This window comes from Hydrogenivirga sp. 128-5-R1-1 (assembly GCF_000171895.1).
The window spans coordinates 155,919-176,944 of sequence record NZ_ABHJ01000005.1 but is presented as its reverse complement, the minus strand read 5'-3'; the positions used below and the strand labels follow the sequence as shown (position 1 = coordinate 176,944).

The following is a 21,026-nucleotide window of genomic DNA, read 5'->3' as shown; positions in this document are numbered from 1 at the left end:
CACCTCCTAAAATAGTTCTATGTCGGTGTCCGTATCCTCAAGCTTTTCGCCCACTATGTCCTGCTGGTGATCTAACCTGTTGCCCTCTGCCCTCGCTATAACCTCCCTCTCGTCCCTCAGCTTGGGTATGCGTTTGAACTCCTCGTAAAGGCTCTGTATATACGCGTAAGCGTCCTCTACGGACTTCTCTCCCTTTAAAACCCTCTCAAAGTCCTCTATCATGTTGGAGAGCAACCCGAGAGCCTTGTGGGTGTTCTGCATCCTCTGGTTAGTGAGGTCTATGGTCTGCAGGACGGACAGAATGGTCTGCCTCACGTCCTCAAGCAGTCTCATGTCCTCCTGAACGGAGTTCCTCACGTAGTCAAGGAAGTCAACGAAGTTCTGAGCCATCCAGAGGAGGTCTCTGTTCAACTTTTCGCTGAACTCCCTCTGCTCCCTCTCAAGGTTGCCCATGCTTTCATCAAAGCTCGTCTGCTTCTCCAGCTGCCTGCTGAACCTTTCGTGGAGTAAGCGGATGGACTCAATTATCTCCGAGGCGAGCTCGTTCGTCCTGACGGAAGCCCTGCGAACTTCGTCCGCTATAACTTTGAAACCTCTTCCCTCTTCTCCCAGGCGGGCTGCCTCTATGTAAGCGTTCAGGGCTATTATCTCTATTATCTCCGCTATGTTCATTATCTTCTTGGCGCTAACCGTGAGGGACTCAACCTCCTTACCGAGCTCCTCTATGCCTTCCCTCAGCTCCCTTGAGCTTGACCTCATTACGTCTCCCGAGGAGAGGAGGGCTTGTATCTTCTCAGAGAAGCGATGCTTAAGGTAGTCTATGGACTTCTTGCACTTGCACTCCTCACCCGTAAAGCCGCAAACTTCCTTGCTATCCCTGAGTTCCCAGACCCTCTCCTTAACCTCCGGCGGTATGTCCCTGAGTCCGTAGCCGAGCTCGCTCGTGTAAGCACAGGTGGTGTAACGCTCAAAGATCACGAAGTCCCTGAAGCTCTCCTCAACCTTCTTGAAAAAGGTGTTGAGCTTCTCCAGAACGCCGCCGAATATCTGGTCAAGCTCCACCATGGAAGCGCTCTCCAGCAGCTCGCTCGTTGCCCGAGCGGTGTTCAGTATCACCTCGGTAAGTTTCAGAAACTCCTCTTCCCTACTCAGCTCCATCCTTAAGGGCTCCCTCCTTTATGAGTTTAAGCTCATCCTCCTGAACCGCGCTGTCCACGTCAAGGACGAAAACTATGTCACCCTCTTCGGTCTTTATTATGCCTTCAAGGAGGTTCTCCTCCAAACCAGCAAGGTCTTCCGCCGGCTGCAGGTTCTCCTCTTCCGTCTTCATTATCCCCCGGAGCTTCGTAACCACCAAGCCCACGGGCATTTCCTCAAGGACGACCGTCCTGTTGGAATCCCCCTCCGCCTTCACACCGAGCTTCTGGGCGAGGTCTATCACGACTATGACCGAGTTCCTGAGGTTGTACATACCCCTGACGTAATCGGGTGCACCGGGAAGGGGTGTGAGCTCTTCAACCTCTATGACCTCCTGAACCTTCTCTATGGGTATAGCCATGTCTATGCTGCCCACTGTGAACCTCACAAAGCTCTTCATGTCCTTCACCTCCTCTTCACCCTCTTCTTCACCCTGCTCTACGAGTCCCTCTATCTCGCTGGTGTCCACTATGTCAGAGACGCTCAGGAGGTAAACGAGCCTCTCTCCCCCGTCAAGGACGAGTATCCCAGACCTCTCCTCACCCTCAGAGGATAGGATTGAGTCCTTGGGAACCCACTTTATCTCCTTGACGTCGTCCACGGCGACGCCCACGGTGGCACCGCCGAGCTTGAGGATTATAACCCTCTGCTCTGGTCTGTCCGAGTTCACCCCGAGCATACCCCTCAGGGACATGAGAACGAGCTCCTCACCTCTCAGGAGGAAGACACCCTCAACGTAAGCAGGACTCTGGGGTATGGGAGACACGTGGGAGGGGTAGTTTATTATCTCCCTGACCTCCTCAACGGGAAAGGCATACCACTCTCCTCCGAGAGGAAATATAACGAAGCCCGAGAGCTCCTCCTTATCGCCGCCTTCTCTATCCCCTTCCTTCGTCTTCCTACGCTTCTCCTTCTTCCCCTTAATTTCCCTTTTCTGAACAACTGGGGAGAGCTCAAGGATAAACACAACCGAGCCGTCCCTCTCAAATACACCCCTTATCAGGTCTTCCCGGAGGTCTTTTATTTCAATGTCCTCCTTAGACTTTATGTCTCCCCAATCAACGCTGGTTATACCCACTACCCTGTCTATCAGGAGTCCCACCAGTTCGCTGTTTATCTCAAGTATGATGGCGGTGTCGCTCTCAACGGGCTTGTTCCATAAGAGCACCCCCATGTCTATCAGGGGTATCACCCTGTTGCGCAGGTTTATGACACCTTTCAGGTGTGGAGGGGCAAGGGGAACCGGAAACACCCTGTCCACCTTGACGGTCTCGGAGATCTTCGCCGTCTCGTAAGCGAACAGCTCATCACCGACCCTGAAGAGCGTAAAACTCAGCATGGAGCCTCCTCAGTAAACCTGAAGCTCATCCGCCACGGCTGCGAGCTCATCTATAGCCTGTGCTATCTGTCGGACGGCATCCTCTATCTGGCTTATAGCCTGGGCAAGCTCGTTTGTAGTTCTCGCCGTTTCCTCTGCGGCGGAGGCTATCTGCTCGGAGGAGTGGACTATGCCCTCCACCCTCTCAAGGGTATCCTGAGCGCCCTTGGCTGTTTGCTCCATAACGCCGTAGGCGTTCTTGGTTATCTCAACGCTCTCTTCGGTAGCGCTGGCTGTCTTTGAGGAGGTTTCCATATCGGCGAGCACCTCCGCGGAGGCAACCGTAAGGAGCTGGGCGAACACATCAAACTGCTCCTCTATGTTTGTCAGGCTGCTCTGGAGGGCTTCTATGTTCTCGCTACCCTCCATTGAGAGGTTCTTTATGTCGGAGGAGACCACCTCAAAGCCCTTGCCGAACTCCCCCGAACGTGCCGCCTCTATAAAGCCGTTCACAGAGAGCATGTTGGTCTGAACCATTATGAGCTCCAGCTTTCCTATTATCCTGTTCATCTTGGCTGTCCTCTTCCTGAGCTCCCTGAGGCTGTCCATATTCTCCTCAACGCCTGTTCTCAGCTCCTCAAGGTTCTGGCGCGCCTTAAGGAGAGATTCCTTGCCCTTTGAGTAGGCTTCAAGGGCTCTGCTGAGGACTTCAAGGCTGTCCTGAGCGCTCTTAAGGACGTTCTGGGAGGCGTCCTTAACTCCCTTGGCGAGGTTGAACATACCGTCCACAGCCCTCGCCTGCTCCTCAGCGGCGGCAGAGAGCTGATCAACCGCCTGCTTAACCTGTTCTATGCTACCTGAGAACTGCTCAACGGAAGCTGAAAGCTGTTCCGCGGCGGCTGCAACCTGCTCGGCCGCCTTAGCCTCTATGGACGGAGCGTCCCTCAGCTCCATAGCCATCCTCCTCAGCTCCTCGGCGGCTGAGTTTATCTCGTCCATCGCGGTGGCGAGCTCACCCACAGACCTTGATATCTCCTCTGCGGCGGAAGACTGCTCAGCGGAAGCGGAGGCTACCTGCTCCGAGCTCGCCTTCAGCTCCTCAAGGGCTCTGAGCTCCTCCCTGAAGAGGTTTATGAAGTCTTCAACCGCCAGGGTCAGGTCCTGGGTCATCTTGGATATCTTCTCAAACTCACCCACGACCTCCTGCATCACGTCAACCTGCTTCTTTCCCTCCTGGACGAGGGTGTTTATCTGCTCTACCACGTTCCTTATGCTCTCAACTATGGCACCCAGCAGGTCTTGTATCTGGGTGGCGCTCTTCTCGGACATCTCGGTCATTATGCGGACTTCCTCCGCAACTACGGAAAAGCCCTTTCCATGCTCACCAGCCTTTGCAGCCTCTATGGCGGCATTCAGGGCAAGGAGGTTTATCCTGTCCGCTATCCTCAGTATGGAGCTCGTAACGTTCTCTATATCTTGAGAGGTCTCCTCTATAACCTTCACGGTGTCCACAGTCCCCTCAATCTTGTTTGCGGTGCTCAGTATGCTCTGGGAGAGGTTCTCTATATCCCCGGAGAGAGCCTGAGTCCTCTTGGAAAGCTCCTCCACCATGGAGTGGAGCCTGTCTGCCTCCTCCATTCCCTTCTCTATCTGGGCTGATATCTTGTCAACAGCCCTCCTGTTCTCCTCCGTTGAACGGGCTGCCTCCTCTGCAGCGGAGGCAACTGTCTCCGCAGAACGGCGAGCCTCCTCCGTTGCGGCTGATATCTCGGCTACCGACGCCGCAACCTCCTCCGAGGCTGAGGCGAGCCTCTCCACGAGAGCCTGTTTGCGTGCCGACGTCCTCTGCTGCTTCTGTTCCGATAGCTTTCTGGAGACCTTCCTACCCATACCACCCTCTTCCGGAGGGAGTATATCTTTCATACCCTTACCTCCTTTTACTTAGAGGAGATGCCTTACTAAAACAATTAATCGGGCGAATACGTATTTTTCTTTAATTTTGTTTGAGGGCGTTCAGGGACTCAATTACAGCCTCAGGGTCTAAGGGTCTGTTTATGTAACCATCAGCGCCGACCTCCCCTATAAGCTCCGCATGCCTGTTCGGGGGGTCAAAGGAGAAGAGGATAACCTTCGCCTTGGGCTTCAGACGTTTTATCTTTTCAGCGCTTTTCGCGCCGTTCTCGCAGGCGAGGTCGCATATTATAACGTCGTGGTCGTTCTCCTTCAGGAGCTCCACCACCTCCTCCGGGCTTGAGGCTACATCCACCCTGTCCGCTAAAGGGTCAAGTATAAGTTTTAAAGCCTCTCCAAAGAACTTTGAACCGGTGGCTACTATAAGTTTCATTTTGAACAATATTGATTAAAAGGGCTGAGGATCAACCCGAAAACTTATGTATTTTTACAGAACCCGGTTTTTAAAATACCTTTTAAGGTCTGTTTTAAAGCTCAGTGCGGGGTTTGCCCACGTAATAACCCTGAACGTAGTTAACCCCTACGCCCTTCATAGCCTTAAAAACTTCTTCGCTCTCCACAAACTCAGCTATGGTCTTTATTTCAAGGGTCTCTGCGAGGGCTATTATGCTTATAACAAAAGCTCTATCCATCTTACTGCTGAGAATAGAGCGCACGAATTCACCTTCAATCTTAACGTAATCAACCGGGAGGTGTTTTAAATACAGAAAAGAGGCGAAGCCGGAGCCGAAGTCGTCAACCGCAAAGTGGAAGCCTTCCCTCTTTAAGCTCTCGGCGAACCCCTTGAGAAGGTCTATGCTCTTTACGGTGTCCCTCTCGGTTATCTCAAAGACCATACGGTCTGGATCAAAGTCGTGTTTCTCAACGAGCTCTATAACGTCCTTCAAGAAGTCCTCCAGCACGAGAGACCTCGGGGATAAATTAAAGAACAATCTGCCGGAGAAGTCTGTCTCCTTCACCTTTTCAAGGGCTCTGTCCATCAAGAGGTGGTCAAGTCTGTGGATTATGCCCATCCTCTCTGCCACGTGAATGAACCTGGAAGCGTTCACGAGCTTACCGTCCTCCCTTATCCGCATCAGGACTTCGTAAGCGTGGACGTCTCCGGTCTTTGTGTCAACTATCGGCTGGAAGGCGGGAAGCACGAGCTCCTTCTCAAGGGCTTCAAGGACTAATATCCCTACCTTTCCCTCCCTCTCTGCCGTCCTTGTTAGGTCTGTGTCTGTGGGGAGCATAACCCTGCTCTTTCCCTCTGCCTTAGCCCTGTACATTATGTTGTCCGCCGTGAGGAAGAGCTCCTGGGTGCTCTCGCCGTGCTGGGGGTAGAGGGCTATACCTATGGAGACGGTTGCCTTTATGGGCTTGCCGTCGGGCGCCTCAACGTAGAAGTTGTCCAGCTCCTCTATGAACCTCCTGGCACTCCTCAGAGCCTCCTCCTCCGATGCGTAGGGCAGTATGACCACGAACTCGTCCCCTCCGTACCTCGCAACTATGTCCTCCCTCCTGAAGGTTTTCCGCATAAGCTTTGCGAACTCCCGGAGGAACTTATCCCCGAAGTCGTGCCCGTAGGTATCGTTTATAACCTTGAAGTTGTCAAGGTCAATCATCAAGACAGCGAAGCTGTAACCTCTCCTCTGGGCTCTCTCTATCTCGTACTCAAGGAGCTCCCAGAAGACCCTCTGGTTGTACAGACCCGTAAGAGGGTCTCTCGTGGCGTAGTACTCTATATTCCTCGCATACTCCTCAAGGGCTTTCGCTGAACCAAGAACGCTCATAAGGGCTGGTAGGAAGCCCTCAACGACCTTGAGTCTCGCTGAGTCCCGTTCCCCTATGAACATACCTGAGCAGAACACGCCTCCTACGGAGGCGTCCCTGAAGAAGACCCCTACAAGCTCTCCCTCTCTCTTGTCGCCGGCTGTGAGGCTGTGGGCTCTGAGCTTGATCTCCTTTAGCCCGGGGAGGGTCTTCCTTATACGCTCCTTAACCTCCTCTTCGTAAGACCCGTCCCTGTCACAGAACCAGAAGAACTCAACCACGGCTTCGCCGTCCTCTCCGGAAAAGCCCACGAACATGCAGTTAAGGGGAACCACTTCGGAGAGCCTTTCGGCAACAGTCCTTGCGGTGTCATCCCACTTCTTGGGAACATCGGAGGGTATGACGAGGGCTTTGGTGAGCCTGAGCTCAAGCTCCGTTATGTCTCTGCTTGCGGTCGTGTCCCTGAGGGTCTGAGCTATTCTGAGGAAGCTGTCCCTGAGCAGGTTCAGCTCGTAAAAGCCGAGGTCTTCCCGGGAGAGCTCCTCAAGGAGGGGGTTGCTGGACAGCCTTGTGGTTTTTTCCCTTAGTCTCCTGATGGCTTTGGACACCTTCGCCCGCAGGACGTAGGTCACAAGTAGAGCCCCAACGATGGGAGGAAGGGTTGAAGCCAAGAGTAGTTCCCACAGGTACTCTCCGAATATCTCCTGAGCTGAGGGGACACCGGCGGTGTCTGTATGGGAAAGCAGGTCTGTGAGTATTAAACCGATCACGCCGAAGACGAGCAGGGACGTGAGGGCGGAGACCGCAAGGGCGGTTATGAATATAAAGCCCGTCAGAGACCTGTAAAGCATCTCCCTCAATACGCGGGGGAGCGGGCACCCCATAGAGGATAATTATATTCACTATGCACTGTTCTCAGTTAGTTCCCTCAGTTTTCTCTCAAGCTGCTCGTTCCTCTCCCTACACTGACCCAGCTGGTAGCTCAGGGACTCAATCCTCTTAACTATGTAGTCAAGCTTCTGGACTATCTCCTTAAGGGATTCGTAAGTCTCCTTCCTGTCACAGTGATACTCGTGGAGGAGCCTAACAGCCTCTTTGAGAATGGTGACCTCCTTCTGGTTCAGCTCACACTTCAACTTATCTATCATGTCCAGTGTGCTGTCGTCAAATACGTAGGTCTTCTTCTTCAATACGCGCCTCCACTGTTTATTAGCCTTTAATGATATACCCGCCCAAGGTGTTGGTAAACCTGAATACTGCCGTAAAATTACGGCATCAGTGCCGGGAGAGCACCCTTTCACAGGAGCGGTGATTACATATAATTTAACAGATGGAAGACCTCGTGGGTTTCCAGACTTTAAGGGATAACCTGTCACCGGACAGGGACTTCTTCGTTCAGTACAAACCCAAGTTCCAGGAGGTCTTCCTGAAATATCTGAGCGATGAAAAGCCCAAGCTCCTGAGTTCTCAGAGCCTCAACACCCTCGTGGACAAGCTCTACCTCATGATGTTTTCCTTCAACAGAGACCCCACCCAGGAGCTTAGCGAGTTCTCCTACAGACTCGCCAACTACGAGATAGACCTGAGGGCTATCCTGTCCAAAGCTCTCCTTGAGATGCTAAAGGACTACATTGACCACGTGATAAACACGGGTGCAAACCACGACAGGATAAAGGCGTTTGTATCCCTCATAGACCTGTACATATCCGCCGTGGAGAGCGCCTACACGAGGTACATAAACGAGCTCAGGAATGAGGTCAAGAAGAAGGACAAGGTTAGGGTGGAGGGAGAGAGAGGACTGATAATAGAGTTCTTTGAAAACCAGTTCTCTCAGGGAAAGCGGAACATAGAGATAATAACCTTCTACAAGGAAGTCCCTATAATATGCAGGTCAAAGATAATAGATATTGAGGAGGGGACTCTAACGGTGAGCCTGTGTGACCTTAAGGTCTTCAACGTGGACGATGAAGTTTATATAAAGCACATAAACCTGCCCAAGACGGTCGCTGTGGTCATCAGGGACATAGACAACAGGAATGAGGTCATGGAGGTGGAGCTGGTGGGCTTCGTTGAGCTTCCCCAGGAGAGGAGGGGATACGTGAGGGTCGCCCCGAAGGAGCCCATCAGGGCGGAGATAAGGAAGGGAAACCACACCCTCTCGGGGAGCATAACGGACATATCGGTGGGAGGTGTGGGTATATACACTAAGGATACGGGAGAGCTCAGTGAGGGTAACCTCGTGGAGGTGTCATTCAGGCTACCCAAGGGGGAGGTGAAAACGGAGGCTGTCGTAAAGCACCTGGACGCGTATGAGAACGGCTTTCGCGTAGGACTGAGCTACGAGCTTGACCTTCGCAAGGAGGAGATAGTCAGCGATTACGTCATGGAGAGGCAGTTTGAGATACTGAGGGAGCTGAAAGGCTCCTGAGGAGGTTTTCATGGACATAAGCACGCTGATAGTCCTCGCTCTGCTTGCGGGTTCAGCCTTCTACCTTGTAAGCACCTACAACCGCTTTCAAAGCTTACGGAACGGAGCGGAAGCCACCCTCGGGCAGGTTCAGGTGGCGTTGAAGAAGCGCATAGACATGATCTCGCAGCTCGTTGAGAGCGTTAAGAGCTACGCAAGGTTTGAGAAGGACACCCTTGAGAAGGTTGTAGAGCTCAGGTCTTCCGTGCTCGGCAGCTCGGAACCCGGGGAGCTCAGCAGGATAGAGAGAGAGACGAAGAACCTTCTTGGAAACATCCTCGTCACCGTTGAAGCCTACCCGGAGCTGAAGACCTCCGAGGTGGTGAAGGAGCTCACCTCTTCCATAAGGAGCGTGGAGGACGAGCTCGCAAGACACAGATACACCTACAACAACATTGTTCAGGAGTTCAATACGAAAACGGACACCTTCCCCTCAAACCTCGTGGCGAGGGCGTTCAACTTTCAAAAGATGGAATACCTTGACTTCGGGGAGGAGGTAGAGCAGAAACCCGACGTGAGGTGGAATGTTTAGGGGAGAGGACAGAAAGCTCTTCAGGCTCATAGTGCTCGCTCTCCTGTTTTCGGTAGGAGTGGTGGTGCTCGCCGAGACAGACCCCAGAAGGTTCATATCGGGTCTAACGGCCACTTACAGGGCTGAGATTAAGCTCTCCGAGAGGCTGAGGCTGAAGGAGGTTTACGTCTTCAGGGTGAAGGACGAGAGCAGGTTCAGGATGCTTTACAGGGTCTGGAGGGCTCCCCTCCTCGTTGAGGGAGAGATAGATAAGCCCCACGTAAGGGTTCTGTCCCTGCAGGGCGACGGGATCACCTACGTCAAGGACTTTAAGGGTAGGGTACACATGGGGGAGTACGACTACGAACTCGCAGAGTTCGTCCTCAGCAAAGCATTCAACAACGAGGTGGGTATACTGAACACGAAGACCTTTCCACCGGGGAGCTACACAGCCCTCTTTGAGTACGAGGTGCTTCCACCCATTGAGTTTGACGAGAGGAACAAACACATAAACCTGAAGCTCGCCGACAGACACATCTACTACGAGAGGGTTGAGATCAGGATTGACGACAGGCTGAACTCCATAGAGGAGGTGTTCGTACACATTCCCGAGTTCTCGGTGAAGAGGCAGGGCAACCTCTGGTTTGTAGAGGGGGTCGCCCCAACCGACAGCCTCGTTGAGCTTGAGTTCCTGCTCCGACCCGTTGGAATTGAAGGGTACGAAAGGTACGTAGTGGGCGTTAGAGCCAGAACCGAGAGCGCCAACGCTCTGAACACATTCCTGCACGTGCTCAGGGGGTTCATAAAGCCCCTCCTCGTCGCCTACGTTCTGGGCGTGCCCTTTGGACTTCTACTCCTCTACAGGAAGTTCGGCTCTGAAGCTAACTTCACCGTCCCCGAACACCTGAGCTACGTTCCCAAGCCTGAGAGGAAGCCCTGGGTTGTTAATATGCTCTTTGAGGGGGATTCCACCAGAGCTGACGAGAACGCCTTCTATGCAACCCTTATTGACCTTGAGAGGAGGGGGTTCGTAGAGATAGACCTTAGCGACGATGACGTGAAGATAAAGCACACCGGAAAGGTTCCCGAAGACGCCTACGAGATAAAACTTCTCTCCTTCATAGACAGGTACTCCTACTACGGAAAGGGCGTCTTCTCCCTGAAGGAGATAAAGAGGCTACTGGACTCCTACGTTGAAAGCAACAACAAGTACGGGATAAGGAGGCTGAAGAAGGACTTTGAGGAGGTCTTTGAGTTCAGGGACAGGAAGCTGGTGAAGGAGTTTCTGAGCACCAGAGGGCACAGGCTCATGAAGAGGCTCGGGATAGGGGTTTCGCTCCTGCTCGGCATTGTGGCTGTGCTCCTGTTCTTCCTGTTCAGGAAGGAAGGGGTTTACGCTTACGATGTCCTCGTGCTGGCTCTCGGAGGCGTGGTCGTCTCAAACCTACCCTGGATACTTATGCCACCCCAGGTTTTCGGCAGGTGGAGAGAGAACCACTACAAAGAAAAGCTTGAGTGGGAAGCCTTCAAGAACTTTCTGTCCGATATGGCTATGCTCCAGAAGTACTCTCCTGATGACGTATCCGTCTGGAAGGAGTGGCTCATATACGCCATAGCCCTCGGCGTTGCGGACAAAGTTGAAGAGGCTCTGAGCAAGCTGAAGGTGGACATACCCGAAGTGTGGGAAGGGCGTTACATGAGGATGAGGCTTAGCCTCCTATACAGCGACGTGGGAGGCGCCTACAGGGCTGTGGTCGTTGGGGGCTCTTCCGGAAAAGGGTTTGGGGGCGGCTTCGGTGTCGGGGGAGGTTTCGGCGGAGGAGGTGCAGGGGGAAGGTAGCGTTGCCTGATATAATACTTCACTTAAAGCCATGATAAAGATAGTGGAACCCATCTTCTCGGAGGAAGAGAAGGAAGCGGTAATAGAGATAATAGAGAGCCACCAGATAACCCGTGGCAGGTGGACGAAGACCTTTCAGGAGGAGTTCGCCCGGTTCGTGGGCGTAGGACACTGCTATACAGTGTGCTCCGGAACCACAGCCCTCTTCATAGCTCTAAGAGCCTTAGGCGTTGACAAAGGGGACAGGGTCGTAGTCCCAGCGATGAGCTTCATGGCAACCATAGACTCCGTTTACCTCGCCTGCGGAGAGCCCGTGGTGGTTGACGTGGACGAGTTCTTCACGATGGACCTTAATCAGCTTGAGGATGCGGTAAAGAGGTTCAGACCGAAGGTAGTCATGCCAGTTCACCTCTACGGTGGCATGGCTGATATGGAAGGTCTCATGTTCCTTGCGGAGAAGTACGGCTTTTACGTGGTAGAGGATGCCGCTCAGGCTCATGGAGCGGAGCTGAAGGGTAAAAGGGCTGGGGCGTGGGGACACATAGGAGCCTTCAGCTTCTACGCCTCAAAGAACGTCCCGATGGGAGAGGGAGGAGCCCTCACCACGGACGACCCCGATATCGCCAAGAAGATAGAGAGCTGGATAGACTTCGGAGACCACCCGGCTTTCAACGTGAGGATAACAGAGTTCCAGGCGGCGATAGGGACGATACAGCTCAGGAAACTTAAAGAGAGAAACGAGAGACGCAGGGAGATAGCGAGCAGGTACACCTCAGCCTTCTCGGAGGACTTCACCACGCCCCTTGAGAGGGAAGACTCCCTGCACGTTTATCACCTCTATACACTGATGCACCCCGAGAGGGACAGGCTCATAGAGGAGCTCAAAGGGAGCGGTATAGACGCGAGGGTGTACTATAACTACCTCCTCCACGAGCTCAGAAACTCGGAGCACCTGCCCACACCGAACGCAGAGAGGTTCAGAAAGGAGGTCTTCTCCATACCGGTTCACCCTTACCTGAAGGAGGAAGAGGTAGAGCTCATAATAGGTGCTCTTTTGAGGGCGGTGTCATCTGGTAAGATAATCTGATAGATGTTCAAAAAAGTCCTTATAGCCAACAGGGGAGAGATAGCGGTTCGCGCCATAAGAGCCTGTAAGGAGCTCGGTATCAGGACTGTCGCCGTTTACTCGGAGGCAGACGAGGACTCCTTACACGTCAGGCTTGCGGACGAGGCTATCTGCATAGGTCCCCCGGAGCCTTCCAAGAGTTACCTTGATGTCCCAACCATAATGTCGGCCGTTGAGGTCTCCCATGCGGACGCCGTCTACCCGGGGTATGGATTTCTTGCGGAGAACCCCAAGTTCGCGGAGATAGTGACCAAGAGCGGTGTCAAGTTCGTGGGACCCGCACCCTCAACCCTTGAGCTCATAGGGGACAAGATAAAGACGAAGGAGATAGCTGGCAGGGTTGGTATACCTCTCGTGCCCGGAAGCTCCGGTGCAACAGACCTTGAGAAGGCGATAGAGATAGCGAGCGAGATAGGCTACCCTGTTGTCCTAAAAGCCTCTGCGGGGGGCGGAGGAAGGGGAATAAGGATAGTCTTCAACGAGAAGGAGCTGAGAGAGAAGTTCCCCGTTGCAGTCCAGGAGGCAGAGGTCTCCTTCGGCGACGGGAGGGTTTACGTTGAGAAGTTCATAATAAACCCAAAGCACATAGAGTTTCAGGTTCTCGCGGACTCCCACGGGAACATCGCAGTCCTCGGTGAGAGGGAGTGCTCAATCCAGAGGAGACACCAGAAGCTGATAGAGGAAGCGCCCAGCGCCTCCGTTGAGGACAGGAAGAGGAAGCAAATAGAGGAGGCTGTTGTGGAGTTCTGCAGGGAGATAAACTACGAGGGGGCAGGCACCGTGGAGTTCCTGATGGACGAGGAGGGTAACTTCTACTTCATGGAGATGAACGGTAGGGTTCAGGTGGAACACCCTGTCACAGAGATGGTAACCGGTGTTGATATAGTGAAGTGGCAGTTCAGGGTGGCGAGCGGACAGAAGCTCAGGATCGGAAAGGTTAAGAGGAACGGCTTCGCCGTTGAGTTCAGGATAAACGCTGAAGACCCCGACAACTTCCTTCCATCTCCCGGAATGGTTGAAGAGCTTGTCCTGCCGGGAGGGATGGGCGTCAGGGTTGACACGCACATATACGCAGGCTACAGAGTTCCTCCCTACTACGACTCCCTGCTCGCAAAGGTGATAGTTTGGGGTGAGACGAGGGAGGAAGCCATAAAGCGGGGGTTGAGGGCACTGGACGAGTTCATAGCCTCAGGGAAAGGTCTTAAGACGAACGTTGAGTTCCACAAGAGGGTTTTAAAGACCAAAGAGTTCAAGGAGGGAAGGCACCACATAGGGTTCGTTGAAGAGATGATGGTGTAGGTTTAGAAGAGCTCCCTTAACTTCTCCTCAAGACCGCCCTCGTCGGCACCGAGATACCTGAGCACGTACTTTCCTATTATGTCCGTCTCAACGTTCACCTCGTCCCCGGGCTTCCTGTACTTAAGGTTCGTGCTCTCGTAGGTGTGGGGTATGACGTTTATGGATACAGAGCCCTCCGACACCCTGTTCACGGTAAGGCTTATACCGTCAATAGCAACAGAGCCCTTCTCAACGAAGTGTTTTCTGTAAGGGTGTGGCAGCTCTATCAAGAGCTCCCTGTGCTCTCCCAAGTCCCGGAAGCTGACGATCCTCGCCGTAAAGTCTACGTGTCCTAAGACGAAGTGCCCTCCGAGCCTTGAATCAGCGCGGAGCGCTCTCTCCAGATTCACAAAATCCCCCCTCTTCAGAGCTTTCAGGTTCGTCCTGCTGAAGGTCTCGGGAGAAACCTCAAAGTGGGCAGTCCCATTCCCAAGTCGCACGACGGTCAGACAGGCTCCGTTCACAGACACGCTGTCCCCTACCTTAAGGTCTTCAAAGGAGCACCCCACCTCCAGTACCCCTCCCTTTGAGTCCCGCGTGATGGAGACCACCTTACCAACCTCCTCCACGAGACCGGTGAACATCAGAAGATCACCTCTCGGGCGTTGAATACGGGTCCCTCGTAGCAAACCCTTCTATAACCACCCTCCGGGTCTTTAACGACACAGCCCAGACACACCCCCCAGCCGCACGCCATCCTCTCCTCAAGGGACAGGAAGACCTCGTGCCCCGTTTCCTGAGATAGGTTTCTGAGAGCCTTCAGCATCGGCTTGGGTCCGCAGGCGGATACCCTCCAGTCCTTACCGAACTCTCTGAGAACCTCGGTGACCAGACCCTTCCTACCGGCGCTCCCGTCGTCGGTGAAGAGTATAAAGTCAAAGCCCTCTTCCTTCAGCCAGTCGGACATGCCCAGGTGCTCCGCAGAGCGTGCCCCGTAAACGAAGACAACCTCCTTGCCCATATCCCTCAGCTCTTTCCCGTATAGGGAAAGCCCTGCGAGCCCAACACCTCCACCTATGAGTAGGTGTTTGTTTCCCTCGTAATCAAAGAGCCTCTTACCGAGGGGCGCGAACACCCTGACCTCGTCCCCTTCTCTCATCTGGGACATGAGTCCGGTTCCCCTTCCAACCACATCGTAGAATATGAGGAGCTCGTCGTTCCTCACGTCCCCCACCGCGAAAGCCCTTCTACCCATCGGGTCGTAGGTGCTTGAGACCTCAAGCATGAGGAAGTGTCCACCCTTTATCCTGTGGACAAGCTGGGGAGCTTTGAGCTTCATCAACCAGAGCCTTCCGGAGAGAAAGGTGTTCTGGGTAACTGTCAGGGAATGGTCTTCCATCCTGTTAAATTATATTAGAGGAGGGAGATAGGTTGAGGGTTCTGGCTTTTGACATTGAGACCGTACCAGACCTAAACGGTTTGAGTTACAGGGACTACCAGTATTTGCGTTACAGGGGAAGGAAGGACAAGAGCGAAGAGGAGGTGAGACAGGAGTTTTCCCTGAACCCGTTCACCCTCTTCGTTGTATCCGTTTCGGGAACGCTCATTGAGAACGGTGAGATAGGAGAGGGCTTCGTATTTTACGTATCAAACCTCTCCTCTAAGGAGAGGGAAAAGGAGGTGTTCTACTCGGAGGGTAGCTCCGTAAGGGTGAGATACACACCCATCAGGGCTGACTTCGTTGAAGGGAAGCTCTACTACCTTGAGGAAGAAGTCCTCAAGAGGTTCTGGGAAGAGGTCGGTAAGGTGGACAGGCTCGTGAGCTTCAACGGGTACAGCTTTGACGGGTACGTCCTCAAGGTAAGGTCTATGCTCCACGGACTTGACATGCCCGAGAGCTTCCTCAGGGACAGGTCTTTCCATGTAGACCTGATGCACTTTTTGTCCAACGGCGAGAGGGAAAAGAGGTTCAGGTTTGACTTCGTATGCAGGAAGTTCGGCGTCCACTCACCCAAGGACATAATAGACGGGAGTAAGGTGGCGGAGGAGTTCTACAAGGGTAGCTACGAAACGATAGCCCTTTACAACCTCAAGGACAGCTTAGCCCTCGCCCAGCTCTACACGAAACTTAGAAGATACATAGGAGAGGAGGTTGAGGAGGAGAGTCCGACGGAGAGACAGCTCAACTATCTGATAGACCTTATAACTCAGGTTTCCGGTCTTGAGAGGGAGATCGTTGAGCGGTTTGTAGGAGAACTCGGAGAGTCCACCAGCAGGAGAGATATGTCCACCATTATAGATATATTTAAGAGGATAAAGGGACTCTGACTACCTGTAGAGACCTCTGCTCTCTATGTACTCCCTTACCCTGTCCGGAACGAGACAGTATATACTCCTACCCTCTCTTACCCTTCTCCTCACCTCCGTGGCAGATATATCAATCCTCCTGACGGACAACGGAAACAGGTTCTTCCCCTCCTCCAGCTGAGGGAACCTGTCCCCAAGGTAGGTTAAGACCTCATCAAGCCTGCCCTCTCTGTCCACGACCACGAGATTGGATAGCTCAAGGACCCTTTCGGGTTCTCTCCATAGGTGGAGCTTCAGAACACTGTCTGCACCGAGGATTAGGTAGGGCTTCTCTCCAAGTTTAGGAACAAGGTGCTCAAGGGTATCAACGGTGTAGGATACGCCCCCCTTTCTTAGCTCGTAGTCCTCTATGGAAAAGCCCTCTTCCCCCTCTATCGCCAGCCTGAGCATGTTCAGCCTGTCCTCGGGGCTCGCCCGGTGACCTTCCTTGAGAGGAGCGTGGTAAGCTGGGACGAACACGACCTCCTTCGCACTGAGCTCCTCCTTTACATCTCTCGCTATAACTATGTGTCCAACGTGGACGGGGTCAAAGCTCCCCCCAAAGAGAACGAACATGTTTGAATATTATATTTGGTAATGTCCCTACGCAATAGACTGATACTCACGACTCTTCTGGTCTCTTCCCTTCTATCCTTTATAACCGTCCTGATATTCGCATTCATATCAAAACACCACATAGAGGAGAATGCCCACAGGGTATACAACGCCGTGGCAAGAGCGTTTAGCTTTGCCCAGAAGGCGATAGCCAAGAGTGCCGACGAGGTCATCATTGAGCTGACAGACTGCAGTGTCAGGAGGGCTAACACCTACATGATGCTCACCGAAAGGGGTGTCTTCGTGGGCAGGGTTGAAGACTGCCGATTTTACGGCGCTCCTCTCTCAGAGGTCATAGACTTCATAGTGGGCGTGAATGAGCTGAAGTGGTTCATAGTCTATGACAGGTACATCCTTGAGAGGATCTCCGAGGAAAAGCCGGAGTTCTTTGACAGGTTCATAAACGACAGGTACGTGGTTAACGACTTCGTCGTTGAGGGTGAGTACCAGCCTGAGATACTCAGTGAGGTTTACTCTTCAACGGGTTACAAGCTCGTGAACCGCATGAAAACTCTGATAATGGACTTCCCTCTCGTGGTTGAGAACTCAGTGCCGGTGGGAAGGGTCGTTTTCGTAAAGGACTTCTCACAAATACTGAAGGACACCCTCTTCACTTCGGTCATATTTCTGGTTTACACACTCATACTCGTGGTGGTTCTGTCAAGCATACTCTTCGTGCTGTTCAACAGGCTCGTCAGGGACATAACCATGTTGAAAAACATGGCTTACAAGTTCAAGGAACTTGACTTCTCCGACATACCCAAGCTGAGCGAGCAGGTCAGGAAGGACAGAACGAGGGACGAGCTGTTCACACTGAAGAGCTCGGTTTTAAACATGGCTCAGGAGCTTGAAGCCTACATAAAGGAGCTTGAGAAGAAAAAGGAGAAGTTTGAGGAGCTCGCCTACACAGACCCACTGACGGGGCTCAACAACAGGAGGTTCTTCATGGAGAACGCCAGGACGATAATAGACCTTAGCAAGAGGTACAGGGAGCCCCTCTCACTGCTAATGATGGACATAGACAACTTCAAGAGCATAAACGACAACTACGGACACGACGTTGGAGACCTCGTCCTGAAGAAGCTCGCCGAGGTTATAAGGAAGAACGTGAGAACCTCCGATATACCGGCGAGGTTCGGGGGTGAAGAGTTCGTAGTCCTACTTCCGAGGACGGACGAGAAGGGTGCCCTCATGGTCGCCGAGAGGATACGCAACGAGTTCAGGAACTCAAGCGTAAAGGTTGACGGCAAAGACATCTGGACGAGCGTGAGCATAGGTCTGTCCGTCTTGAGCGAAGAGGACGACATAGACTCCCTCATAAAGAAGGCGGACGAGGCTCTCTATCAGGCGAAGAGGAGCGGTAAGGACAGGGTGGTCATATATAGAGAGGAAGATCAAGGGCAGGGTTAGCGAGAGCCCTTATGAGCATGTTCTCTATGGCATCTCTGGTGTGTTCCTTTAACTCCCTATGTAACTTCAAGAAGCAGTGGAATATCACCCCGGACGCCTCAAGCCCAAAGCCCTTGTCCGCTAACACTTTCTCTTCCCAACTCTTTATCCTGCCGTTGAGCACCCTCAGTATTCTGTTATCAGGGTTCAGCCCCGGGTTTCTGGAAACGCCTACGAACTGGTAGCCTCTCACCTTTCCCTCAAGGAGGAAGACCTTTATTAGATAATTACCGCTCTCTACGGAGAACTCCTCCTCCGCATCCTCAAAGATCCCGCCCGACCCCGCGGTGACCGATCTGGTCTTTACGGCGTTGTAGTCCACGAGTCCCGGGTTTTTGACATTCTTACCGGCGAGGTTAAAACCTGCCACGTAACCCGCCTGCTGGGCTGGAGGGAAGAGGGCTATCCACCGGTGGTTGCCCCACACGTCTATCCCGGAGGCTATATCCCCCGCGGCGAACACATCCGGGTCGGAGGTCTGCTGATGTTCGTTTACCAAGATACCGCCTATAGGGCGGTTTAGTTTCTTGTCCATGTGTATCTCTATATCCGTTCCCTCAACCAGATAGGTTCTGGGTCTGACGCCGGTGGAGACTATCACCATATCCGTCTCTATGAAGAAGCTCTTGTCGGAACCTCTCGGCTTTATCTCAACCGCCTCAACCCACTCATTCCCGTGGAAGGCGACTACCTGATGCTCAAGATAGATCTTTATTCCCGTTTCTCTTTGAAGGGTATCCCCGTATATCTTTCCCATCTCGTGATCAAGCATCTTGGGAAGAACCCGGTCAAATATCTCTACCACAGACACCTCAACCCCGAGGTGGTGTAGTGTCTCCGCATCTTCTATACCTATAGGACCAGCCCCCACTATGACAGCCCTCTTTACCCTACCGGAGGTGATCCACTCCCTTATCTGACGGGCATCGTCAAGGGTCTTGGCGGTGGTCACCCCTTTGAGATCAACCCCCTCTATGGGAGGCACGAAGGCGTAGGCTCCAGCGGATAGAAGACATCTGTCGTAGGATACCTCCTCCCCGTCCTTGGTTATAACCACCTTCCTCTTGTTGTCTATCCTCACCACCTCTTTCTTGGGTCTGAAATCAACCCTGTTGGTTTCGTAGAATTTTTCCCCGCCCTTGTAGAAGAGTGCCTCCGGGAGTATATCGTCCCTTATAACGTTCTCCATGCAGTTAGGTGCGTAGGTCGGGTGTTCTTCGTTGGAGAGGACTATGAGATCGCTCTCCTTATCCACCTGCCTGAAAGCCTCTATGGCACTCGCCGCCGCGGGTCCGTTACCGACTATTACTACCTTCATCCGTTTACTACCTTATTAGTTTCTTCTCTGGCTCGCTTGACTATGAAGAAAAAGGTGCCAAACATAGCAAGGGCAACTATAAAGGTGGCAGCGTAGGCTAAGAGCTCCTTCATGTCTCAAGCCTCCTCAAAAGCTCCTCTATCGTTAAATATAACGACAACGTCCCTGCTAAGAAGAAAACTTCAAGTAGTGAGCCGATCAGTAACAAGAATACTGCAGGACTCTCATCTGCTTTGAATAACAGCCCTGCTATGCCTCCTGCAGTTGTTATGTCTAGGAGGATCAACGCCTTTAACAACTCAGTGTAGAACTTTATTCTTTCCCTTATAGCCTCTTCCTTCACTTATCAAGCCTCATTATGTACTCAACGCAAGTCCTGACTCCGAAGCCCGTGCCACCCTGAGTGTAGTAGCCGTAGTCCTCCTTAGACCATGCGGGTCCTGCTATGTCAAGGTGAACCCACTTTATACCCTCTCCTACAAACTCCTCAAGGAACATCGCAGCGGTTATGGCGCCTCCGTATCTTCCGCCCGTGTTCACCACGTCCGCGGGTCCCTTCTTTATCTTCTTCCTGAGGCGGTCGTCGTCCATGGGTAGTTCCCAGACCCTCTCGCCTGTCTCCTTGGCAACCTCCTTTATCTCCTCTGCGAAGTCCTCAGAGTTGGTAAATAGACCTGCGGTGTACTCCCCGAGGGCGACCATGCAGGCACCTGTCAGCGTAGCCATGTCTATTATCCTTGAGGGCTTCAGTTCGCTGGCGTAAGAGAGAACGTCCGCAAGGGTTACCCTGCCCTCAGCATCGGTGTTGTCTATCTCTATGTGCTTGCCGTTTTTAGCCCTTATTATGTCATCGGGTCTGTAGGCTGTCCCCGAAGGCATGTTCTCCGCAGCGCCTATTATCCCGTGAACCTCAACGTTGGGCTTTAGCTGAGCTATAACCTTCATTATTCCGAGAACCGCGCAGGCTCCCGATTTGTCCATCTTCATAGTCCTCATGTAGTCACCGGGCTTGATGTTGAGACCACCGCTGTCAAAGGTAAGTCCCTTACCCACCAAAACGATCCTGTCCTTTGCCTTACCCTTGGGTTTGTAGGTCAGGTGTATGAGCCTCGGTGGTGTCGCTGAGCCCTTCCCCACGCTCCATAGAGCGAGCATCTCCATATCTTGGATCTGCTTCTCGTCGTACACCTTGCACTGGAGTTTATGCTCCTTCGCCAGCTTCTTAGCTTCCTCTGCAAGGGTTATTGGGTTTATCACGTTGCCGGGTTCGTTCACGAGGTCTCTTGCGTAGTTCTGAGCCTCGGCTATGACCACCCCTCTGTTCACAGCCTCCTTGTCCACGTCCTGGATGAGAACCTCTTTGACCTCAAACCTTTCTTCTTCCTTCTTCTCTTTATACTTGTCAAAGCTGTAGCTTCCCAAAACCACTCCCTCAGCGACCGCCTGAAAGGGCTTATTCTTCGTACCCCTTGGGAGCACAAATAGCACCTTCTCAACTTTGTCTCTCTTGATCCTCTTTATGGCGAGGGCACTGACCCTCCTGAAGGTGTCCGTATTCACCTTCTTCTTATCGCCCAAACCCACCACGTAAACGATCTCTACCCTCTGCCTGGGAAGAGGTATCCTCTCAATCTGTCCCTCTTTACCTTTAAAACCTTCCAGTTCAAGGGCTCTCTTTACCTTGGTGGATATTCCCCTCCCGAGCCTTGAGAGGGTTTTGAAGTCATTTTCGTAAACGAATACAACCGCGGATTTTATCTCTAAACTCTTGGGGTCTCCTTTATGGACGCCAACTTTCATACCTCAACCTCCGGAAGTAATTAATGTATAGTTTAACT

The 21,026-nt window shown here is 52.8% G+C and carries 19 protein-coding genes; 7 read left to right on the top strand and 12 right to left on the bottom strand.

Annotated features, from left to right (window positions below):
- Positions 1-6: 6 nt before the first annotated feature.
- The 6 genes from HG1285_RS10835 to HG1285_RS10855 all read right to left on the bottom strand — a co-directional run bounded on the left by HG1285_RS10835 (position 7) and on the right by HG1285_RS10855 (position 7,428).
- Positions 7-1,158, bottom strand: a complete 1,152-nt coding sequence (locus tag HG1285_RS10835) for a methyl-accepting chemotaxis protein (RefSeq protein ID WP_008287146.1) — start codon at positions 1,156-1,158, stop codon at positions 7-9.
- The gene (locus HG1285_RS10840) at positions 1,145-2,536 is read right to left on the bottom strand and encodes a chemotaxis protein CheW (RefSeq protein ID WP_008287145.1); all 1,392 of its coding nucleotides are present in this window, start codon (positions 2,534-2,536) and stop codon (positions 1,145-1,147) included. The genes HG1285_RS10835 and HG1285_RS10840 overlap by 14 nt, the downstream gene beginning before the upstream one ends.
- Positions 2,537-2,545: 9 nt before the next feature.
- Positions 2,546-4,438 (bottom strand): methyl-accepting chemotaxis protein, encoded by a 1,893-nt coding sequence (locus HG1285_RS10845; RefSeq protein ID WP_008287144.1) that lies wholly within the window; start codon positions 4,436-4,438, stop codon positions 2,546-2,548.
- A gap of 70 nt (positions 4,439-4,508) precedes the next feature.
- Complete coding sequence (locus HG1285_RS10850; RefSeq protein WP_008287143.1) at positions 4,509-4,859, bottom strand: response regulator; 351 nt, start codon at positions 4,857-4,859, stop codon at positions 4,509-4,511.
- A gap of 94 nt (positions 4,860-4,953) precedes the next feature.
- Positions 4,954-7,089: a bifunctional diguanylate cyclase/phosphodiesterase gene (locus tag HG1285_RS17310; protein ID WP_008287142.1), complete on the bottom strand. Its 2,136-nt coding sequence runs from the start codon at positions 7,087-7,089 to the stop codon at positions 4,954-4,956.
- A 51-nt stretch (positions 7,090-7,140) separates the two neighbouring features.
- Positions 7,141-7,428, bottom strand: coding sequence for a hypothetical protein (locus HG1285_RS10855; RefSeq protein WP_008287141.1), 288 nt, complete (start codon positions 7,426-7,428; stop codon positions 7,141-7,143).
- Between the two features lie 140 nt (positions 7,429-7,568).
- On the opposite strand from HG1285_RS10855, the gene HG1285_RS10860 reads away from it, so the two are divergent.
- Genes HG1285_RS10860 through accC form a run of 5 tightly spaced genes read left to right on the top strand, consistent with a single transcriptional unit; the run spans position 7,569 to position 13,481 of the window.
- Positions 7,569-8,666: a PilZ domain-containing protein gene (locus tag HG1285_RS10860; RefSeq protein WP_008287140.1), complete on the top strand. Its 1,098-nt coding sequence runs from the start codon at positions 7,569-7,571 to the stop codon at positions 8,664-8,666.
- 10 nt (positions 8,667-8,676) lie between these two features.
- Positions 8,677-9,237 carry a LemA family protein gene (locus HG1285_RS10865; RefSeq protein ID WP_008287139.1) on the top strand — a complete coding sequence of 187 codons (561 nt, stop codon included), beginning with the start codon at positions 8,677-8,679 and terminating at the stop codon, positions 9,235-9,237.
- A complete protein-coding gene (locus tag HG1285_RS10870) occupies positions 9,230-11,056 on the top strand; it encodes a DUF2207 domain-containing protein (RefSeq protein ID WP_008287138.1) in 1,827 nt (608 codons plus the stop codon). Before HG1285_RS10865 ends, HG1285_RS10870 begins: the two co-directional genes overlap by 8 nt.
- Before the next feature lie 31 nt (positions 11,057-11,087).
- Positions 11,088-12,143, top strand: coding sequence for a DegT/DnrJ/EryC1/StrS aminotransferase family protein (locus HG1285_RS10875; protein WP_008287137.1), 1,056 nt, complete (start codon positions 11,088-11,090; stop codon positions 12,141-12,143).
- A 3-nt stretch (positions 12,144-12,146) separates the two neighbouring features.
- Positions 12,147-13,481, top strand: coding sequence for an acetyl-CoA carboxylase biotin carboxylase subunit (gene accC, locus HG1285_RS10880; RefSeq protein ID WP_008287136.1), 1,335 nt, complete (start codon positions 12,147-12,149; stop codon positions 13,479-13,481).
- 2 nt (positions 13,482-13,483) lie between these two features.
- Here accC and HG1285_RS10885 read toward each other — a convergent pair whose 3' ends face one another.
- Together HG1285_RS10885 and HG1285_RS10890 are read right to left on the bottom strand one after the other, a co-directional pair.
- Positions 13,484-14,104 (bottom strand): riboflavin synthase, encoded by a 621-nt coding sequence (locus tag HG1285_RS10885; RefSeq protein ID WP_008287135.1) that lies wholly within the window; start codon positions 14,102-14,104, stop codon positions 13,484-13,486.
- Positions 14,104-14,799, bottom strand: a complete 696-nt coding sequence (locus tag HG1285_RS10890; RefSeq protein ID WP_232219468.1) for a dihydroorotate dehydrogenase electron transfer subunit — start codon at positions 14,797-14,799, stop codon at positions 14,104-14,106. The genes HG1285_RS10885 and HG1285_RS10890 overlap by 1 nt, the downstream gene beginning before the upstream one ends.
- Positions 14,800-14,891: 92 nt before the next feature.
- Here HG1285_RS10890 and HG1285_RS10895 point away from each other — a divergent pair, with 92 nt between their 5' ends.
- Complete coding sequence (locus HG1285_RS10895; protein ID WP_008287133.1) at positions 14,892-15,788, top strand: ribonuclease H-like domain-containing protein; 897 nt, start codon at positions 14,892-14,894, stop codon at positions 15,786-15,788.
- On the opposite strand, the gene nadD is transcribed toward HG1285_RS10895, so the two are convergent.
- Complete coding sequence (gene nadD, locus HG1285_RS10900) at positions 15,789-16,382, bottom strand: nicotinate (nicotinamide) nucleotide adenylyltransferase (RefSeq protein WP_008287131.1); 594 nt, start codon at positions 16,380-16,382, stop codon at positions 15,789-15,791. It abuts the gene before it with no gap.
- A 21-nt stretch (positions 16,383-16,403) separates the two neighbouring features.
- Between nadD and HG1285_RS18720 the strand changes: the two genes are divergently transcribed.
- Entirely contained in the window at positions 16,404-17,831 is a 1,428-nt protein-coding gene (locus HG1285_RS18720; protein ID WP_008287130.1) for a GGDEF domain-containing protein, read from the top strand.
- Here HG1285_RS18720 and HG1285_RS10905 read toward each other — a convergent pair.
- The 3 genes from HG1285_RS10905 to HG1285_RS10915 all read right to left on the bottom strand — a co-directional run bounded on the left by HG1285_RS10905 (position 17,797) and on the right by HG1285_RS10915 (position 20,988).
- On the bottom strand, positions 17,797-19,188 hold the full coding sequence (locus HG1285_RS10905; RefSeq protein WP_008287129.1) for an FAD-dependent oxidoreductase: 1,392 nt from the start codon (positions 19,186-19,188) through the stop codon (positions 17,797-17,799). The two genes, HG1285_RS18720 and HG1285_RS10905, sit on opposite strands and share 35 nt — an antisense overlap.
- A 109-nt stretch (positions 19,189-19,297) precedes the next feature.
- The gene (locus tag HG1285_RS10910; RefSeq protein WP_008287127.1) at positions 19,298-19,531 is read right to left on the bottom strand and encodes a hypothetical protein; all 234 of its coding nucleotides are present in this window, start codon (positions 19,529-19,531) and stop codon (positions 19,298-19,300) included.
- On the bottom strand, positions 19,528-20,988 hold the full coding sequence (locus HG1285_RS10915; RefSeq protein WP_008287126.1) for a leucyl aminopeptidase: 1,461 nt from the start codon (positions 20,986-20,988) through the stop codon (positions 19,528-19,530). Before HG1285_RS10915 ends, HG1285_RS10910 begins: the two co-directional genes overlap by 4 nt.
- Positions 20,989-21,026 lie beyond the last annotated feature (38 nt).

Coding starts and splice junctions, on each gene's coding strand:
- HG1285_RS10875 (WP_008287137.1), top strand. CDS start 11,088: ATGATAAAGATAGTGGAACCCATCTTCTCGGAGGAAGAGAAGGAAGCG.
- HG1285_RS10890 (WP_232219468.1), bottom strand. CDS start 14,799: ATGAAGCTCAAAGCTCCCCAGCTTGTCCACAGGATAAAGGGTGGACAC.
- HG1285_RS10885 (WP_008287135.1), bottom strand. CDS start 14,104: ATGTTCACCGGTCTCGTGGAGGAGGTTGGTAAGGTGGTCTCCATCACG.
- HG1285_RS18720 (WP_008287130.1), top strand. CDS start 16,404: ATGTCCCTACGCAATAGACTGATACTCACGACTCTTCTGGTCTCTTCC.
- HG1285_RS10850 (WP_008287143.1), bottom strand. CDS start 4,859: ATGAAACTTATAGTAGCCACCGGTTCAAAGTTCTTTGGAGAGGCTTTA.
- HG1285_RS10915 (WP_008287126.1), bottom strand. CDS start 20,988: ATGAAAGTTGGCGTCCATAAAGGAGACCCCAAGAGTTTAGAGATAAAA.
- HG1285_RS10840 (WP_008287145.1), bottom strand. CDS start 2,536: ATGCTGAGTTTTACGCTCTTCAGGGTCGGTGATGAGCTGTTCGCTTAC.
- HG1285_RS10845 (WP_008287144.1), bottom strand. CDS start 4,438: ATGAAAGATATACTCCCTCCGGAAGAGGGTGGTATGGGTAGGAAGGTC.
- HG1285_RS10865 (WP_008287139.1), top strand. CDS start 8,677: ATGGACATAAGCACGCTGATAGTCCTCGCTCTGCTTGCGGGTTCAGCC.
- HG1285_RS10870 (WP_008287138.1), top strand. CDS start 9,230: ATGTTTAGGGGAGAGGACAGAAAGCTCTTCAGGCTCATAGTGCTCGCT.
- accC (WP_008287136.1), top strand. CDS start 12,147: ATGTTCAAAAAAGTCCTTATAGCCAACAGGGGAGAGATAGCGGTTCGC.
- HG1285_RS10860 (WP_008287140.1), top strand. CDS start 7,569: ATGGAAGACCTCGTGGGTTTCCAGACTTTAAGGGATAACCTGTCACCG.
- nadD (WP_008287131.1), bottom strand. CDS start 16,382: ATGTTCGTTCTCTTTGGGGGGAGCTTTGACCCCGTCCACGTTGGACAC.
- HG1285_RS10835 (WP_008287146.1), bottom strand. CDS start 1,158: ATGGAGCTGAGTAGGGAAGAGGAGTTTCTGAAACTTACCGAGGTGATA.
- HG1285_RS10905 (WP_008287129.1), bottom strand. CDS start 19,188: ATGAAGGTAGTAATAGTCGGTAACGGACCCGCGGCGGCGAGTGCCATA.
- HG1285_RS17310 (WP_008287142.1), bottom strand. CDS start 7,089: ATGCTTTACAGGTCTCTGACGGGCTTTATATTCATAACCGCCCTTGCG.